The following is a 16,937-nucleotide window of genomic DNA, read 5'->3' as shown; positions in this document are numbered from 1 at the left end:
CTTACAAGGATTTACGGTTTGGAGAGCGCCTGAAGGGCTGAAACCGTAAGTTTCTGTTCAAATGCCCCCGCTAGGCCGAGTAGACAACGTAGATCCTTCTCTGCCTGGTTCCCGTCAGGCAAGTGACAGACAATATTGTTTTAAGCACTGGTCATAAGGTTTTCGTGGATGGACGTTACCCTAAGCGCAACAGAGTGCCAAGGCAGGGATTCCCGGAGTGCGCAATTTCGTGGAAGGCAACGCGGATTTGAACAGGGAACTCTACAAAAATCGGCCTCTGGTTGAGAATGCGGTTGCACGCTTGAAGCACGACCGCACGAATGCCTCACGTTTCGACAAACTCAAGAAATACCACCAAATTCAGCGGCCCGCTTGTGCCTTCCTATGGCCATCTATGTGTTTCGGAAACGCAGGGGTGGTATAACAAGCCAGTGTCACCGGCCCTTTTTAAAAGGGCATTGCGGTTTTTCCGGGCGCTTGCGCTTAGAAATATAGGCATCAAAATGATCTTATTGAATTGCATTCCGTTTTCTTTCGTGTCAAAGCGGCGTAGAATCCAAAGGTTTCTGTCAGTATTTGGACCGGTTTTTGCGAGCCAATAGCGCAAGCGGTCCAAACTGCCCGGGCAGTTTGTTTACAGCCCGGGCATTTTCTAAAATCCCTTCCCTTCAACAGGAGAACGGTAACGTGGCCTAAGCGTAAGTAAAAGGCGCTGACCCAAGGTGTGCAACCACCAGAGGGCCAGCTAACCAAATTGATAAGCAAGTATCAAAATGGCTATATGGATAATACGCTAGAAACCCGCTCGTCTTCAATAAAGCGGAGCCCCTTCAGGCACTTGGCGCGGTTCCCCAGGCCCTGGGGGCGTTGCGTGCGGCAGTTCTGCTTTACCGCCTACCGTTCCCGCGCCCCGCCTTGTATTTCCTTCAACCATTACACCCCGGGTATTCCCATCACAAAAAGTCAGCCCGGAATTTGCAAACCGGAAGGAAAGGCTTATGTTGATTCTAAAACGCCGGCCAGGCGAGAATCTCAGAATTGGAAAAAATGTCTCCGTCATAGTATTGGAAATTACGGGTAATCAGGTCAGGGTGGGTATCAAGGCCCCAAAATCCCTGCCGGTACACCGGGAAGAGGTATATCTGCGCATCCAAAAGGAGCGGGCGCGGGACAATGGAAAGCCTTTGGCAGTGGCTTCTCCCCGTGGGGAGGGTCTGCCATAGACCGGAATCTTCCCTGTGGGCCCGCAACCCCAGTCGCAGCAAAGGCCAGAAAGCTTCCACCGCGGGCATCCGGGTAGCCCCGCCTTCCGGGAAGCCTATGTTTTCGGGGTGGGCGCATGGTCTTTTGCTCGACCTGCGTCAGCATATTAAGGCAGGCTGTGTGCCCGGCTTAGTACCCTTGCCGACTTGCCTCTTGTTGACCCGCGATTGCAGTGTCTCAAGTGTACAGCCGATCCTGGACGCAATAGCTGCGATCGCTGCCCAGCGAGACCGATGCTCGCTGGTCAACCTCATGCGAACTGCGTGTCCCCGTACTTACGAGGGAGTATCCAGGTCGTTTGTTCATTGGCTGGTTCTCTCATGAACGTTGGACTCCGGGAAACCCGGGGTGATTCACCTGTAAGTTTTCAATGGATTAACGCGATTCCAGAGAGCTTTCCAACTGTTTAAACTGCCCTTGAATGATCGCTTTTTCTTGCAGGAGCATACGATTTTCATCCAGTAATTGCTCCAGTCGATCCTGTGCTGCCGCCAATTCAGATTCCAATTTATCCAGTGACTGTCGCTGTAGCTGGGATTCTTTGCAAAAAGCCGAGTTGTTGCCTTGCAGGCGGACAATCTGGGCTTGTAAATTGGCAACTTCCGCCATTTTACTCTCCAACTGCCTGCCCTGCTCTGCATTTTGCTGCTGTAGGGCCTCCCTTTTTGCCTGGACTGCACCAATTTGCTCGTGCATCTCCTGTTTTTCGTGATTCAGCTCCGTGACAAGGACCTGCCCCTGGTTGTAGAGCAGGTTCAGCTCACTAAACTTATGCTCTGCTAGCGACAATTGCTCGGTGAGTGCAGCTATCTGTTCTTTTAATTGCTCACTGGCTGTGTGGAACTGATCGCGCTCATACTGGCGATCATTGGCGGTGTTTTCCTGAAAGTGCTCGAAATGTTCACGGATATCACGATTCTCAAGCTTCATTTCTTTGATGGTATTCTTTTGTTCTTCAATACGGGTGACAGCCTCTTGGCGCTGATACTCGCATTTCTCCAATGCCGCCTGCTTCTCTTCCACAGCCTGCCTGAGGCTGCGTCTATCTGCTTCAGCTAATGAGAGCTTCTGCTCCAGTTCGCGCACTCTGGCGGACTGTTTTGCCTCGGCCTCACGGGCCTGAGCCAGTTGAGATAACTGTGCATTCTGCTGTTTCTGGTGCTCCTGCTGGTTTTGCGCGACTCTCTGGTCGGCATCCCCCTGAATGTGCTGATGCAGCTTTTTCAACGCTTCTACCAGATCCCTGGGTAACCCGCTGACGTCTGTATTGCTGGCGGTTTCGCTGCGCCAACGTTTAAGGAGAGGCGCAATGGTGCTTTTACTGCCGGTGCCCAGTTGGGTACGCACCCTGTCAACAGTGGGCTCCTCATCGCGGGCTTTTATGGCGTTGGCTGCCTGTACGATATCCAGGTAGGTAACCCCTATTCGTGCCATAGTGCTCTCCTTTATTTTCATAACATATTACATAATACGTAATATTACATTATTATGTGATTAAATCTATCTCTTGAATGTATTTAATTAACCTTCGATAAGGTTTATTATCGAAGGCTAAACTTCAACAAAAACGCACGAGTGCTGTATCTTCGGTACAAAAGGACAGATTTCACGGGTATCAAGACTCCATGGACAAAGAACAACCCCCTGCCAGACTTCGAGATACGCTTGTTACCGGAAGCACCATTGGCGCACAAGAAAAGCTCCCTCGGGAGAAAAAAGTCCAGGATTACCTGCGCGCCTCCACCTCAGATAACACCCGCAAGGCCTATCGGTCCGCCATTCGCCAGTTTGAAAAGTGGGGAGGCAGGCTTCCTACCAACAACCAGGTACTGGTGCGCTATCTGCTTAACCGCGCTGAGGTGTTAAATTCCCGCACCCTCGACCTGCATCTCACTGCCATTGGGCAATGGCACCAGTACCAGGGCATGTCCAATCCGGTGACCGACCCGCTGGTACAAAAAACCATGCAGGGCATAAGGCGTACCCATGGTAAGCCCAAGCAAAAAGCCAAGGCACTCAGTATGCAGCATCTGGCCGCGATGGCCGGCCACTTGCGTACTCAAGTGGCATCCAAGAAGAAAGCCCGGGACCTCGCTTTACTCCTGACCGGTTTCTTTGGTGCCTTTCGGCGCAGTGAACTGGTGTCAATACAGGTGTCCGACTTGATATGGGAAGAGGAAGGATTAATCATACGCCTACCCAAATCCAAAACAGACCAGAGTGGTGAGGGGATTTTGCGCGCCCTCCCCTATGGCGATGCACAGGTTTGCCCCGCCTCAGCACTTAAGCACTGGTTAAAAATTGCTGCCATCACAGAGGGGCCCGTGTTCCGTGCGGTCAATCGCTGGGATACTGTTCAGCCGCAACAGCTAAACCCCACTGCCATTAATGACTTGCTGAAGAAACTTGGCCATGCCTGTGGCTTTGACTTTGTCGATCAGGTCAGTAGTCACAGCTTTCGACGCGGCCTTTCGACCGCCGCGGCGCGCGAAAAAGTGAGTTTTGAATTGATCAAGAAGCAGGGTGGCTGGAAAAGCGACGCTGTTGTCTGGGGATATATTGAAGAAGGGCAACAGTTTTCCGACAATGCCTCCTCAATATTAATGAAAAAGATGGCAGAGCTTCTTCGATAGGCTGCTGCGAAAACACGTTCAAAACGTATTTCTCAATGTCGATGACGATAAGCTGTTATCGCTACCAGGCATTTACCAGACGGATCTGCGGCGCACTTCTTGAGTGTTTGAAGTATCGACAAGCTGAATATTGTTGATTACAAATCTGGCTGTAAAATCGACATTCTCGACTGTGCATTGACAGGTCAGCCGGACGTTACCAAAATGATTTAACCCTGTTACGGAAACACTGTAATCACGGCTGCAACCGCCTCTCTGCACAGGAACGCCTACTTGTATCTTTTCCTCGGCAAAAGTAGTCCTGCGCAGTTTGAGTTGCTACTTGTGATCCAGCGGGTGCGTATAACCAGCATCATCTTCGATGCCCCAGCGGACAAATAGATCCCGGAACGGTTCATTGAGCAAACCCGACACGACTTTCGTCAATACAACAAAAAGCACAGCTAGCATTTATTTTTGATAACCCTGGCTCGATCCGCATGGGCTTTTGGGCAGTATCAAACACCGAATAATGACAAATGGTCGTTTGCAGCCTGTGAAACTCAGTTGGAACAGGCAGGTTATCAGCGTTGACAGAACAAACCTGTGACAGAAAGCAACGCCAATGCACCTCTTTCCCGAAACACAGCAGCACTAATAGTATGGAGGCTACATATGACACTCAACAAAAAACAGCTGGCCGAGTGCGAATCCAGCTCTTGGGATTTTTCCGATCTCAACGCTCTGTTCCTGAATTGCACATTAAAGCCAACTCCGGAACTTTCCCATACCGATGGCTTGATCAATATCTCCCGCGAGATCATGCAGAGAAATGGAGTTCATACACAGGTACTGCGACCGGTGGATCATGACATCGCTTCTGGAGTTTACCCCGATATGACCGAGCACGGCTGGAGAAATGACGAATGGCCGCAGATTTACCAGCAGGTAGAAAAAGCTGACATACTGGTCATCGGCTCGCCTATCTGGCTCGGTGAAAAATCATCCATCTGCACTCAAACCATCGAGCGACTCTATGCCAACTCTTCCGACCTGAACGATCAGGGCCAATATGCCTATTACGGTCGTGTTGGCGGCTGCCTGATTACTGGAAACGAAGATGGCGCCAAGCACTGCGCCATGAACATTCTCTATTCTCTGCAACATTTGGGCTATGTAATCCCACCACAAGCAGATGCCGCCTGGGTAGGAGAAGCAGGCCCTGGCCCCTCCTACCTGGACCCTGGCTCCGGAGGTCCGCAAAATGATTTCACCAACCGCAATACCACCTTTATGACCTGGAACCTGATGCATCTGGCCAGGATGATCAAAGATGCAGGCGGCATACCAGCCCATGGTAACCAGCGCTCCCGTTGGGATGCCGGTTGCAAGCCGGACTTCCCCAACCCCGACTACCGTTAGGGTTGTCTTTCAGCGATCTGCCAGTCCCCATGGCTAATAAAGCTATTTGATACTGGGCACCTGAATAGCGCCGTGGGTTTTCCGCAAGCTTGCAAGGCATTATTGCTGGTTAATAAAGGACCCTATTCTCAGCTTTCCCCCGACAAGTCCCGCAGGCGCTGGCGGATAATATCGGCCAGCCTTTGCGCCCCCGGACCGGTGGTATCACCATCAGCAAATATCAGATACATGGGCGCGATTTTTTTATTGCCCCCGCGTAGGGGTAATGGCTTAAGGCTGCCCTCAGCGAGTTCTGTGAGGATTTTTTCTTCCGGTAACCAAGCGAAGCCATAACCCCGACAGGTTGCACCGAGCGAAGTGGTTATATTGCTGACTGTCCAGCGCTGAGCTACGTCGACAGTGGCTGTGCGACTGGTGCGCATAGGACCGGTATCGCGCACAACCAGGTGGCGGTGGTGACGCAGATCCCGTAGAGTCAGCTCCCGCCCCAGCTGGTGCAGTGGATGATCCGGGTGTGCCACCGGAATAATGTGTATAGCGTTGGGCAACAGTTCACCACTAAACCCCATAGGGATATGCGGACTGATAGCAAAATCTACCTGCTTACGCTGCAGAGCCTCCGGTGCACCGCTGATAACGGTTTCATAAATTTCAATACGGGTTTGCGGGCTCTCTTTTCCGAATTGGTCCAGGCACTCCAGCAATAACCAGGTGGGGAAAAGAACCTCCACGGCAATGGCTATCTCTGTCTCCCAACCGGCAGAGGCTTTGTGGGCTGCGCCTTCCAGGCTCGCTGCATCCTCCAACAGCTGCTTGGCCCGGCGAAAGAGCATGTCGCCGGCAGAAGTGAGCACAGCTTTGCGGCCATGCAGGGCAAATGCGTTGACTCCGAGTACTGTCTCCAGCTTGTGTACCGCATAGCTCACCGAAGACTGGCTCTTATACAACCGCTCCGCCGCCTGGGCATAGCCCCCCTCTTCCACCACTGCCACCAAGCAACGCCATTGCTCCAGGGTTATCCTGGGCGCTGACGAGGAGTTTTGTAGACACTCTCCATTCATAGATCGAATAAGTTGATAGGTTTACCCACAATTTTCGTATTTTTAATCGAATCATCCAATGTTTCAATACCGCCATCACAAAAATACTCTCTCAGGAGGCAATGATGGCAAAGCTACTCACTATCCAATCCAGTATCTTTCAGGTAGAGGGTCAATCCTCCCTGTTGGCCGCAAAATACGTGCAGAACTGGAAAACGAAGAATCCCCGTGGAGAAGTGATCAGCCGCGACTTGGTGGCAGAACCGATACCGCACCTGACCTTGGCGCACTATCAAGCATTCAATACACCACAGGAACAGCGCAGCCTAGAGCAGCAGGCAATGGTCCATTATTCGGATATTTTGATTAAAGAAATTTCTGCCGCTGAGACCGTGGTAATGGGAGTACCTATGTACAACTTCACTATTCCATCCACGTTGCACACCTATTTCGATCATATTGCCCGCTCCGGTGTTACCTTTCGCTATACCGATAATGGCCCCCAGGGGATGCTCGTGAACAAAAAAGTTATCGTCTTTGCGGCTCGCGGCGGCTTCTACGGTGATGATCATGCGCAAAGCGCATTTTTGCGTCAGTTTCTGGGGTTTGTAGGCATGACCGATGTGGAGTTTATTTACATTGAAGGGCTGGCTGTTGCCGGGGAGGCGAAAGAAAAGAACCTGGCAGCAGCAAACAGGCGTATTACCGAACTCTCCTGATCCCTCGGTGAAAAAAATTGCCTACGGCAGGTTGCGATTGGGGCCGATTGTGTCGGCCCATACCTTTTATTTCTATTCAAGACAATGCAAAAAGGGGTTTTATACGGCCTCTACAGTGTCCGCTTGTTTATCGGTAAGCTTTCCCTGATCAGCGGGAAGTTCCGCGCTGAACGAGGTCTTATTCCGACCAAATAAGCGCTGCACAACCACAAAAAAGAGCGGAATAAAGAAGATACCGAGCAGGGTTCCCACCACCATACCCCCCAACACGCCGGTGCCAATGGCCCGCTGGGCACCGGAACCGGCCCCGGTAGCAACAGCCAGTGGCAACACACCCAGACCAAAAGCGAGTGAAGTCATGAGGATTGGGCGCAACCGGTCGCGCACTGCACGCATGGTAGCTGCCACCAGTTCCATGCCGCTGTCCAGGTTGTGCTTGGCGAACTCCACGATCAAGATGGCATTTTTACTGGTCAGGCCAGCAGTTGTGAGCATGGCGACCTGGAAGTAGACATCCCGTTCCATCCCCCGCAGGCTGTTCGCAAGCACTGCACCGAGAATGCCCAGTGGCGCGATCAGCAAAACCGCGGTGGGCACGGTCCAACTCTCATACAATGCCGCCAGACACAAAAACACAATCAACAGTGACAAAATGTAAAGCAGTGGCGCCTGCGCACCAGCAGCGCGCTCCTGATAGGAGAGGCCACTCCACTCCACCCCGATCCCTACCGGCAGTGTCGCCACCAGCTTTTCCACTTCCGCCATGGCCTCCCCAGAGCTGATGCCAGGCGCCGCCTGGCCATTGATCTCCATAGCGGGCAGGCCGTTGTAGCGCTCAAGCCGCGGTGAACCGTATTCCCAGGAAAAACTGGCGAAAGAGGACAATGGCACCATATCGCCCTGGGCATTGCGTACAGACCAGAGTTGGAAATCCTCCGGCACCATGCGGTAAGGGGCATCCGCCTGCATGTATACCCGCTTGACCCGGCCCCGATCAATAAAATCATCGATATAGGAGCCACCCCAGGCAGTGCTGAGTGCACTGTTGATCTCTGCAACAGACAACCCCATTGCCGCAGCCTTGGCGTTATCAACTTGCACACGGAATTGCGGGGTGTCCTCCTGCCCGTTGGGTCTGACATTGGAGAGCAGCGAACTCTGCGCGGCCATGCCCAGGAACTGGTTACGCGCTGCAGTCAGCGCCTGATGTCCCAGGTTGCCATTGTCCATCAGGTAAAAAGCAAAGCCTCCGGAAGAGCCCAGCTCAGGTATAGGCGGTGGTGAAAAGGCAAAGGCAAGGGCATCCTTTATTTGCATCAATGCACCCATGGCCCGCATCGCTACGGCACTGGCGCTTGTCTGGGCCTCCTCCCGCTCAGACCAGTCCTTGAGATTGACAAAAGCAATACCGGTGTTCTGGCCGCTGCCGGCAAAACTGAATCCCTGCACCGAAAATACGGACGCAACCGTATCCTGCTCGTTGTTGAGAAACTGGTCTTCCACCTTGCGGATAGATTCCATGGTGCGCTCCTGAGTGGCGCCCACCGGCGCCTGCACCATAGAGAAGAGCACGCCCTGGTCTTCGTCCGGCAAAAAAGAACTGGGCAGACGCAAAAACAGCATCACCATCACCGCAGAAAGCATGACAAAGAGCAGCATAAAACGACCGCTGCGGGTAACAACCGCCCTCACCCCTTTTTGGTAGCGCCGGCTGCTGCGTTCAAAGTTGCGATTGAACCAACCGAAAAACCCCCGCTGGCCGTGGCTTTCGCCCTGGGCCAGCGGCTTTAGTAAGGTCGCGCAAAGCGCCGGCGTCAGGATAATGGCTACCAACACCGAGAGCACCATGGCGGCAACAATGGTCGCAGAGAACTGGCGATAAATGACCCCGGTTGCGCCATCCATAAACGCCATGGGTACAAATACTGCCGAAAGCACCACACCGATACCTACCAGCGCCGGGGTTATCTGGCGCATGGATTTTTTCGTAGCTTCCCTGGGCGGCAGTCCTTCCTCGTGCATCACCCGCTCGACGTTCTCCACCACAACAATGGCATCGTCCACCAGCAGGCCAATGGCCAGGACCATGGCAAACATGGTCAGCATATTTATCGAGAAGCCCAGAGCCGCAAGCACAGCGAAAGTACCCAGCAACACGACCGGCACCGCGATTGTGGGAATCAGGGTTGCGCGGAAGTTCTGCAGAAACAGGTACATCACCAGAAAGACCAGAATAATCGCCTCGACCAGGGTGGCAATGACCCCCTTGATAGAAACCTCGACAAACGGTGTGGTATCAAAGGGTATTACCGATTTCAAACCCTGTGGGAAAAAGGGCTCCAGTTGCTTGAGCTTCGCCTTGACGCCCTCGGCCGTCTCCAGCGCATTGGCGCCGGTGGCCAGGTTAATGGCGATACCGGTAGCCGGTTGGCGATTGTAGCGAGAGATCATCTCGTAGTTTTCCGCCCCCAACTCCACCCGCGCGATATCACCAAGACGCAGCAGGGAACCGTCGTCATTGGCCCGTATTACAATCGCGCGGAACTGTTCCGGGGTTTGCAGACGCCCCTGGGAGGTAATCGAAGCGTTCAACTGCTGCCCCGATATTGCCGGTGCAGCGCCGAGGCTGCCTACCGCAACCTGGGCATTTTGTGCACGTATCGCAGCAGCAACCTCCGCTGCAGACAGGCCGTAGGTGGTCAGCTTGTTGGGATCCAACCAAATGCGCATAGCGTATTTGGACCCGAAGACCTGCACATTGCCGACACCAGGTACCCGGCTAACGGGATCTACAATGGCGGAATTGATATAATCCGCGATGTCATTGCGATTCATGCTACCGTCTTCGGACACAAAACCGGCCACCATCAGGAAGCCGCTGCGGGATTTGCTGACGTTCACCCCCTGAAGCTGTACCTCTTGTGGCAGCAGCGGCATAGACAGCTGCACCTTGTTTTGTACCTGCACCTGGGCGGTATCCGGATCTGTACCATTCTCGAAGGTCAGAGAGAGGGAAGCGCTTCCATTCGACTGGCTGGTTGCAGACATATAAAGCAGGCCATCGAGGCCTTTCATATTCTGCTCCAGAATCTGGGTGACCGAGTCCTCAACCACCTGGGCGGAAGCACCGGGGTAATTGGCTCCAATATTGACCGCAGGTGGCGCAATATTTGGGTAGCGCTCCACAGCCAACTGGATAATGGAAAGCGCCCCCGCCAGCATGGTGATGATGGCCAGCACCCAGGCAAACACAGGCCGGTGGATAAAAAAGTTCGCCATAATTCCTACCCTCAGGAGCCCTGCCGGGCGGATACTTCGGGGGCCTGGACACCTCCTGGCACTGCCGACGGCTGTGTGTCAGAACGCTCGCTGGCCTGCACCGGCGCACCCGGACGAATCTTCTGCAGGCCGGCGACAATCACGCGGTCTCCCGTATGTAGGCCCTCCTCTACCAGCCAGCGATTGCCGATAGTACGGCTTACCCTGACCGTGCGCTGGGCTACAATATTCTCCTCCGTGACCACCATCGCCGAAGTGGTCCCATTAGGATCCCGCGTTATACCCTCCTGAGGTACCAGAATGGCTTTCTCAAGCACCCCGCTACCCGCAATCGCACGCACATACATCCCCGGAAGCAACATATGGTCAGGGTTCGGTACCACCACGCGCAGGAGGACACTACCGGTGGATGGATCGACACTGGCCTCGGCGAATTCCAGCTTGCCTTTGTACTCAAACTCGCTGCCGTCCTCCAGAAAGATCCTGACTGGCAGATGGGTGGCGTCCCCAAGAGTACCCGCTTCCAGAGCCCGGCGCAGGCTCACAAGCTCGGCGGCAGACTGGGTGACATCTACATAAATGGGGTCCAGTTGCTGGACAGTAGCCAGCGCAGCGGCTTGATTGGCAGTGACCAGTGCCCCCTGGGTAACGGCAGACTTGCCAATCCGACCGGTAATTGGCGAGGTGATTCGCGCATAGGCCAATTGAATCTCCGCCCTGTGCAGCCCCGCCTTGGCCGCGGCCACATCGGCACGGGCCGCCTGCAGGTCGGCCTCGGCAGAGTCGTTCTCCTGTTTGCTTACCGCGCCATCACTTACCAGTTCTTCGCTGCGGTCAGCTTTCAAGCGGGCGATATGCATAACGGCATTGGCACGCTGCAGTATTGCCCGGGCATTGTCCACATCGGCTCGATAGATAGCGTCATCCAACTGGTAGAGGGGCTGATTGGCCTCTACCCGACCGCCTTCACGAAACAACTGCTGTTTTACAATGCCATTCACTTGTGGGCGCACTTCCGCCACTTTAAATGGTGAAGTGCGCCCCGGCAGTTCCCGTGTGAGCGTGATTGGCTCAGACTTTAGTGTGACAATGGTTACCTGAGGTGTCATTCTTGACGGCACAGCGGCCTCTTCACCACAGGCTGTGAGCAAAGAGGACACGGCCAGAAGACCGATGAGAGCTTTATTGTTGAGCATGATTACCTCGGTAAGCGCTGACTGCCTGGGCTGCGCTGTCAGGAGCGGGAAGTGCAAGTGGCGGGAAAATCCGGTTCCAGCAGATTGGCATTTTATGTGCGCGAACGGAACTCTATCAAGTATTTATCACTCTGCAATTTCCCACTAATAGGCAATTTCTTCCTGTGTTTTCAATAGCTTGCATAAAAACCGCACCCACTCACCCTGCGGCGAAATGCCGTAAATCCACGGTCAGGTGAGGTTAATGTGATTACAGATGAAGCAGCAGTCCCGATGACCAAACAGAGCAACGAACAAACCCTGAAGATCCGAGAACGCATACTGGACGCGGCACTTAGTATCTTTCATGAATCGGGGGTCTCCGCTTCTTCCCTTTCAGCAGTGGCTGAGCTGGCTGGCATTAGCCAGGGTGCTCTATGCGATCATTTTCGTGACAATGTCGAACTCCTCAATGCCCTGACCGAACGTATGCGGGTGCCCGGTGAACAATTGTGCGAATCCGCTGGGAACCAGGTTAAAAGAGACCCACTGGGCATACTGCGTACCCGCTGGGTATGGCTGTTCCACGAAATTGCCTGCAACGAGCAGTGGCAGAGGGTACTGGAGATTATCTTTCAATGCGGTGAATTGGTTGATGAGGGCAATGAATCCCTTCGGCGTATACAACAGGGCCGCACCGTGGGCTTTGAAGGCATGGGGCAACTGGTGCAAATGGCCGTCACCGCTGAACAATTACCGGCGGATCTGGATGTGAGTCTCGCTTCGCAGATGTTACACGGCGGTCTCTTCAGTGTACTAGAAGAATGGTTGTTGTCATCGCGTGAGAAGGATCTCGGCGAGCTTGGCGAGCGCTATATAGATTCCCTATTGGATATGATCCGTTTTTCTCCCGCTATGCGCCAAAACAGACAGCGGCAAGTCTGCGCCCTCCACTGATTAACCCCTTTGTCCAAACGGCAAAAAAGCCGTGTAGTCATGTGACATTGACCTCTTTCAAGTATTGTTTTCAAATTGGACAGCTTATAAATCAACTCGAGCCAAGGGCTTTCAGCAAAACCACTATTCCAGGGAACAAATCACATATTCCGTCTTAATTCAGCGGTATAGAAAAACGAACCTCAGTTGCAACCACACTACCCCTGGGCATCAGTTAGCGTTGTATGGGGGGGCAGGAGTTCGCATTAGGGAAATACCTATGATTGCAGTACACGATTTGACCTATCGTTACCCCCGCTCTGCTGAAAATGCCGTACGTGGTATTAGCTTCAAGATAGCCCAGGGTGAGATAGTGGGCTTGCTTGGACCTTCGGGAGCGGGGAAATCGACTACGCAGAACATACTGACCGGCCTGTTGCGCGGATACGGCGGCCAAGTGAAAGTGATGAACCGGGAGTTAGCCGGCTGGGGGAAGGAGTATTATGAGTATGTTGGCGTTTCATTCGAATTCCCCAACCACTATCTCAAACTGACCGCACGGGAAAATCTCGAACACTTTCGCTCGTTTTATACCGGCCAGACGTATGACTCAACGGAAGTCTTGGAGTGGGTCGGATTAGCTGAGGCGATGAACCAAAAAGTCTCTGAATTCAGTAAGGGAATGAAGGTAAGACTGAATGTCGCTCGCAGCATTATCCACGGCCCGAAAATTCTGTTTTTGGATGAACCGACAAGTGGGTTGGATCCCACAAACGCACGGAAGATCCAAAATCTAGTGCTGGAACTCCGCTCACGGGGAGCAACCGTATTTATTACAACCCACGATATGAATCTCGCGGATGCTTTATGTGACCGTGTCGCATTTATCACGCAAGGGGCTTTGCGCTTGATCGACGCCCCACTGAAACTGAAGCGATGCTTTGGCAGTCGTGAGGTTATAGTAGATTACATTGATGGTTCATCAGAGACGGTACAAAAAAAGTTCGGGCTCGACGGAATCGGCAACAATGCCGCATTTATTGAGTTATTGAGGTCCGCGCAGCGGATTGAGACAGTACATTCACAGGAAACAACGTTGGACAACGTGTTTATTGAGGTGACTGGAGAGGCTTTGTCACCATGAACCGCCTGCTATCGATGATGACCACCGACTTTCGAATACAACTGCGCACGCAGCTGTATTCGATCGGAATCGGAGCCAGTGCGGTATTGGCCCTGGCACTCGGCATGCTTGCCTCGCCGGCGTACTTGCCCGCCCTGTTACCGGTACTGTTACTGGCCACCGTCGGCGGCTCCACCCTGCTGTACGCGGCGGTGCTGGTCGTTTTCGAAAAAGAGCAAGGTACTCTGATCGCGCAGCTCGCGTCACCTCTGCACAGTCGTGAATACCTGTGGGCAAAAATCGTGTCACTATCAACCTTGGCAATAGTAGAATCCTTGGTCATGGTCGGTGGCACCTTGATGCTGATTGGGCAAGGGTGGCCTTTTACAGCGGTTGAAGTTCTTTTCTTATTCCTCGGCATTGTGACGCTGAGCATCGTCTATTCATTGGTTGGATTGATCCTGGTGGTTCGGTATCAAACATTGATGGAATTTCTCCTTCCGCTCGCGTTCATAACAAGCCTTTTACAACTGCCTATTTTGAGATTCCTGGGTCTTAGCGAACACCCGATATTTCTGTTGATTCCTACCTGTGCGCCGACCCTACTGATACAGGGTGCATTCCACACTCTGAATCCTGCGGAATGGACATACGGACTTGGCTATACGGCGGTAACGATAATACTCCTCACGGTATGGATGTATCGAGCTTACCGGGTCCACATCCTTGAGTTCTGGAGACAGAGTTGAAACAAACACCACTGGCAATTCGATTGGGACGCAACGATTTGCGGCTTATCGGGCGGGATCAACTGTTAATCTCGATGTTTGTTTTTGCACTTCTATTGAGCCTGGCCTTGCGCTACGGTTTGCCTTGGTTGAACGAATATCTTAGCCAACACGGAGTCATGCCCGGAGAGCTCGTTGACCGCCCTCTGTATTCCTATTATCCACCCATCCTGGCACACATGATCCTCTATAATGGGGCGGCATTGGTGGGAACTGTGTTTGGGTTCCTATTGCTTGGCGAGAAGGATGACCGAACTTGGTGTGCAATGTTGGTCACACCAGTATCGCCTTTGAGTTACCTAGGCTACCGGGTAGCCGCAACCTCTGCATTTGGCTTCCTAATAGTGGCCAGTATGTTGGCAGTGACCCACCAAGGGCGGTTGGGACTGTGGCAGCTGCCAGTATTGGCCGTTGGGGCAGCGTTGACCGCTCCGATCGTGGCATTATTTATTACAGTTACCGCAGAGAACAAAGTGCAAGGATTTGCCGTGGCTAAATTCGTCAGCCTCGCAGGTGGGATTATTGTATTGGGGTGGTTTGTTGCCGAACCCTGGCAATGGCTGTTTGGTTTATTCCCTCCTTTCTTGGTCAGCAAAGCGTATTGGATGGCCTGGAATGACGCCACTGACTGGTGGGTTACCGTATGCCTCGCAATTGTAATGCAAGGGATAATGACCATGTGGCTATCGCACCGTATTACACGCATCATTTAGCATTACCAAGAAATTGGGCAGGGTGATACCAATATGGTTACTTCCTAGCTGAGGTTGCCGAAGTTATGCGATATTACTGGAAGTCTGCATATCCCACAGGAGCTTTAACTAATACTATTTTTTGTAGCAGATCCGGCAACTATGCCCGGCTAATAATCAGGGGTAAAGATTAGGAATTGCTGTGAGCGCAGAGAGTTTTAATGGTTAAAATTTTGGTTTACTTTTATCATAAAATTGGTAACGATTTATTAAGTGTATTAATATTAAAATTCACCACAGCAGGAACGACAACAATGAAACACTACCGCGAATTGGCGCAGGTGATCCCGCCACTGCTGGACAAGTTACACTCTGGCACCGCTAAACTACGTGAATCCCTGGAACAGTTACAAGCCGCAGGTAAACCCTGGCAGCACTACCTGCTGCAACCCGAGTTCGCCAGGAATGCCTCCTTGGCCCTCGATAAGGGTTTCGACCAGCCCTTTTCGTTGACAGGTGCTTTGTACGCGCAACTGGATTACTTAGAGCCCATGGGCTCTGGCGGTGACGCTCGGGTCACTTTGCAAATCCCCGGACTACTTGCGGTACCGAGGAAAACCCTTTCCCTCGCACAACAGCTCAATCAACAAAAAAAAGCATTTTACACTGCAATTTCAAGTTTCAGAGCGGCCCTGGAGGAGCGCCCCGTGGCAGAGCGCGACCGCAGTGTGCGGGAAATACTGACCACTTCAGGCCACCCCCGCGCCCATCTGCGCCAATGCTATCGGCTGATACTTCTCTGCACCCAACGCCCAGATGCCATCGCCCTGTCCTGGATTAAGGCGCGCAAGTCGATCCGTAAAGTGACGGTGAGCTGGTGTGAGAAAAAGTTGGTACAACTGGATCCAATCGGCTCTGATCCGGGTATACAGTACCAGCGGCACCTGCTTGCCGGCCTGCACAAAAGCCAGCAAGGCGATCTTCGTCAGGTGCAGGTTCAAAGCCGCCCCAACCTGCAGGTGGCGGAAATTTTCTATAGGCACAAAGAGGCTCAGGAAGAGGAATACCACCAGGTCGGGTATTCATCCATGCCGGTATTGGTGGAGGCCAACAGTGCTGGACAGCTACCCAACTTCACTCGTATCGATCACCAGCCAAGCCCGAGCCGTCGTCGCCAGAGACGGGACCTGGGGCTGGCCACTGAGGCTTTCCTGCCTGCGCTCAGAGTGTTCCTGAAAGAGCAGCGATAAAGAAAACTTCGATTCTCCCTGCTTTCCTGCAAATGGGAAAAACTGCAGCAGCGCTGCCAAGGTGACAGCTATCCCGCTGGGCCACAGTAAAATGAACTCCAACCGGCCTTTGCACTTTGCCAGGTGGCAATAACCGAAAAGGCAAGCCTGTTACAGGAGGCTTAACAGGTTGGATGGATAGTCAGCCCTCTACTATCCCCGGAGCCACATAGCGCTGGTAGTAGGAAACCGACAAGGCATAAAAATCCTCATCGATACGCTGGCGAATTTCCTCAAGGGGTAAGCCCCGGGCCTGGTTTGTAGGGCTTACCCCATACTCCCGTGGATTGGCAATCTGGCTTGCCCCTGCACGCAACAGTTCAAACACCCAGCAGTAGGGATCCTGGCGGTCATCAAAACGGATCTGCTGGTGTCTCAACTGAGCCAGCAACAGTGGCTGGTCTACAATGTTCAACTGGCTGCGTACCGCACTGGCCAAATAGCCCTCTCGCCGCTGTGCGATGATACGGCGCTGCTCCTCGGTATAGGCATTCCAATCGATGACTTCATGGGCAAAACGCTTGCATCCACGGCATACCTCGTCACCAATGCCTGTTGAACAGACCCCAATACATGGGGTGCGAATTTTTCTGTACATC

14 protein-coding genes and 1 pseudogene are annotated in these 16,937 nt (G+C 53.0%); 10 read left to right on the top strand and 5 right to left on the bottom strand.

What is annotated here, in order from left to right; translation table 11 throughout:
• Positions 1–187 precede the first annotated feature (187 nt).
• Together Q1A48_RS15955 and csrA are read left to right on the top strand one after the other, a co-directional pair.
• A pseudogene (locus tag Q1A48_RS15955) lies at positions 188–424 on the top strand (hypothetical protein); the annotation flags it as partial.
• Between the two features lie 574 nt (positions 425–998).
• On the top strand, positions 999–1,223 hold the full coding sequence (gene csrA, locus Q1A48_RS15950) for a carbon storage regulator CsrA (protein WP_299946869.1): 225 nt from the start codon (positions 999–1,001) through the stop codon (positions 1,221–1,223).
• A 415-nt stretch (positions 1,224–1,638) separates the two neighbouring features.
• Here csrA and Q1A48_RS15945 read toward each other — a convergent pair whose 3' ends face one another.
• Positions 1,639–2,697 carry a DNA-binding protein gene (locus tag Q1A48_RS15945; protein WP_299946866.1) on the bottom strand — a complete coding sequence of 353 codons (1,059 nt, stop codon included), beginning with the start codon at positions 2,695–2,697 and terminating at the stop codon, positions 1,639–1,641.
• A 191-nt stretch (positions 2,698–2,888) separates the two neighbouring features.
• Here Q1A48_RS15945 and Q1A48_RS15940 point away from each other — a divergent pair, with 191 nt between their 5' ends.
• Both Q1A48_RS15940 and Q1A48_RS15935 read left to right on the top strand, forming a co-directional pair.
• On the top strand, positions 2,889–3,896 hold the full coding sequence (locus Q1A48_RS15940) for a site-specific integrase (protein ID WP_299946864.1): 1,008 nt from the start codon (positions 2,889–2,891) through the stop codon (positions 3,894–3,896).
• Between the two features lie 654 nt (positions 3,897–4,550).
• The gene (locus tag Q1A48_RS15935; protein ID WP_299946862.1) at positions 4,551–5,297 is read left to right on the top strand and encodes an NAD(P)H-dependent oxidoreductase; all 747 of its coding nucleotides are present in this window, start codon (positions 4,551–4,553) and stop codon (positions 5,295–5,297) included.
• 128 nt (positions 5,298–5,425) lie between these two features.
• Here Q1A48_RS15935 and Q1A48_RS15930 read toward each other — a convergent pair whose 3' ends face one another.
• Complete coding sequence (locus Q1A48_RS15930) at positions 5,426–6,358, bottom strand: LysR family transcriptional regulator (RefSeq protein ID WP_299946859.1); 933 nt, start codon at positions 6,356–6,358, stop codon at positions 5,426–5,428.
• 104 nt (positions 6,359–6,462) lie between these two features.
• Here Q1A48_RS15930 and Q1A48_RS15925 point away from each other — a divergent pair, with 104 nt between their 5' ends.
• Positions 6,463–7,056 carry an FMN-dependent NADH-azoreductase gene (locus tag Q1A48_RS15925; protein WP_299946856.1) on the top strand — a complete coding sequence of 198 codons (594 nt, stop codon included), beginning with the start codon at positions 6,463–6,465 and terminating at the stop codon, positions 7,054–7,056.
• Positions 7,057–7,155: 99 nt separating this feature from the next.
• Here the strand turns inward: Q1A48_RS15925 and Q1A48_RS15920 are convergent, their stop codons facing one another.
• Both Q1A48_RS15920 and Q1A48_RS15915 read right to left on the bottom strand, forming a co-directional pair.
• Complete coding sequence (locus Q1A48_RS15920) at positions 7,156–10,335, bottom strand: efflux RND transporter permease subunit (protein WP_299946854.1); 3,180 nt, start codon at positions 10,333–10,335, stop codon at positions 7,156–7,158.
• Between the two features lie 11 nt (positions 10,336–10,346).
• The gene (locus Q1A48_RS15915) at positions 10,347–11,531 is read right to left on the bottom strand and encodes an efflux RND transporter periplasmic adaptor subunit (RefSeq protein WP_299946853.1); all 1,185 of its coding nucleotides are present in this window, start codon (positions 11,529–11,531) and stop codon (positions 10,347–10,349) included.
• A 273-nt stretch (positions 11,532–11,804) separates the two neighbouring features.
• On the opposite strand from Q1A48_RS15915, the gene Q1A48_RS15910 reads away from it, so the two are divergent.
• The 5 genes from Q1A48_RS15910 (at position 11,805) to Q1A48_RS15890 (ending at position 16,299) form a co-directional block, all read left to right on the top strand.
• Positions 11,805–12,467, top strand: a complete 663-nt coding sequence (locus tag Q1A48_RS15910) for a TetR family transcriptional regulator (RefSeq protein WP_299946850.1) — start codon at positions 11,805–11,807, stop codon at positions 12,465–12,467.
• Positions 12,468–12,726: 259 nt separating this feature from the next.
• Complete coding sequence (locus Q1A48_RS15905; RefSeq protein WP_299946848.1) at positions 12,727–13,590, top strand: ABC transporter ATP-binding protein; 864 nt, start codon at positions 12,727–12,729, stop codon at positions 13,588–13,590.
• Positions 13,587–14,318, top strand: a complete 732-nt coding sequence (locus tag Q1A48_RS15900; protein WP_299946846.1) for an ABC transporter permease — start codon at positions 13,587–13,589, stop codon at positions 14,316–14,318. Before Q1A48_RS15905 ends, Q1A48_RS15900 begins: the two co-directional genes overlap by 4 nt.
• Positions 14,315–15,070, top strand: coding sequence for a hypothetical protein (locus Q1A48_RS15895; protein ID WP_299946845.1), 756 nt, complete (start codon positions 14,315–14,317; stop codon positions 15,068–15,070). Before Q1A48_RS15900 ends, Q1A48_RS15895 begins: the two co-directional genes overlap by 4 nt.
• 293 nt (positions 15,071–15,363) lie before the next feature.
• Positions 15,364–16,299 (top strand): hypothetical protein, encoded by a 936-nt coding sequence (locus tag Q1A48_RS15890; protein WP_299946843.1) that lies wholly within the window; start codon positions 15,364–15,366, stop codon positions 16,297–16,299.
• Between the two features lie 181 nt (positions 16,300–16,480).
• Here the strand turns inward: Q1A48_RS15890 and Q1A48_RS15885 are convergent, their stop codons facing one another.
• A complete protein-coding gene (locus tag Q1A48_RS15885; RefSeq protein WP_299946841.1) occupies positions 16,481–16,936 on the bottom strand; it encodes a DUF1289 domain-containing protein in 456 nt (151 codons plus the stop codon).
• Position 16,937 lies beyond the last annotated feature (1 nt).

Origin of the sequence: uncultured Microbulbifer sp. (assembly GCF_947489355.1) — a bacterium.
In the GTDB taxonomy this organism is placed as follows: domain Bacteria; phylum Pseudomonadota; class Gammaproteobacteria; order Pseudomonadales; family Cellvibrionaceae; genus Microbulbifer.
Note: the sequence above shows the minus strand (reverse complement) of the source record. Positions and strands in the feature narration are given on the sequence as shown.

Excerpts from the sequence above, each read along its gene's own strand:
- Q1A48_RS15930 (WP_299946859.1), bottom strand. The coding sequence starts at position 6,358 with ATGAATGGAGAGTGTCTACAAAACTCCTCGTCAGCGCCCAGGATAACC.
- Q1A48_RS15945 (WP_299946866.1), bottom strand. The coding sequence starts at position 2,697 with ATGGCACGAATAGGGGTTACCTACCTGGATATCGTACAGGCAGCCAAC.
- Q1A48_RS15920 (WP_299946854.1), bottom strand. The coding sequence starts at position 10,335 with ATGGCGAACTTTTTTATCCACCGGCCTGTGTTTGCCTGGGTGCTGGCC.
- Q1A48_RS15900 (WP_299946846.1), top strand. The coding sequence starts at position 13,587 with ATGAACCGCCTGCTATCGATGATGACCACCGACTTTCGAATACAACTG.
- Q1A48_RS15915 (WP_299946853.1), bottom strand. The coding sequence starts at position 11,531 with ATGCTCAACAATAAAGCTCTCATCGGTCTTCTGGCCGTGTCCTCTTTG.
- Q1A48_RS15885 (WP_299946841.1), bottom strand. The coding sequence starts at position 16,936 with ATGTACAGAAAAATTCGCACCCCATGTATTGGGGTCTGTTCAACAGGC.
- Q1A48_RS15910 (WP_299946850.1), top strand. The coding sequence starts at position 11,805 with ATGACCAAACAGAGCAACGAACAAACCCTGAAGATCCGAGAACGCATA.
- Q1A48_RS15935 (WP_299946862.1), top strand. The coding sequence starts at position 4,551 with ATGACACTCAACAAAAAACAGCTGGCCGAGTGCGAATCCAGCTCTTGG.
- Q1A48_RS15905 (WP_299946848.1), top strand. The coding sequence starts at position 12,727 with ATGATTGCAGTACACGATTTGACCTATCGTTACCCCCGCTCTGCTGAA.
- Q1A48_RS15925 (WP_299946856.1), top strand. The coding sequence starts at position 6,463 with ATGGCAAAGCTACTCACTATCCAATCCAGTATCTTTCAGGTAGAGGGT.
- Q1A48_RS15940 (WP_299946864.1), top strand. The coding sequence starts at position 2,889 with ATGGACAAAGAACAACCCCCTGCCAGACTTCGAGATACGCTTGTTACC.
- csrA (WP_299946869.1), top strand. The coding sequence starts at position 999 with ATGTTGATTCTAAAACGCCGGCCAGGCGAGAATCTCAGAATTGGAAAA.
- Q1A48_RS15890 (WP_299946843.1), top strand. The coding sequence starts at position 15,364 with ATGAAACACTACCGCGAATTGGCGCAGGTGATCCCGCCACTGCTGGAC.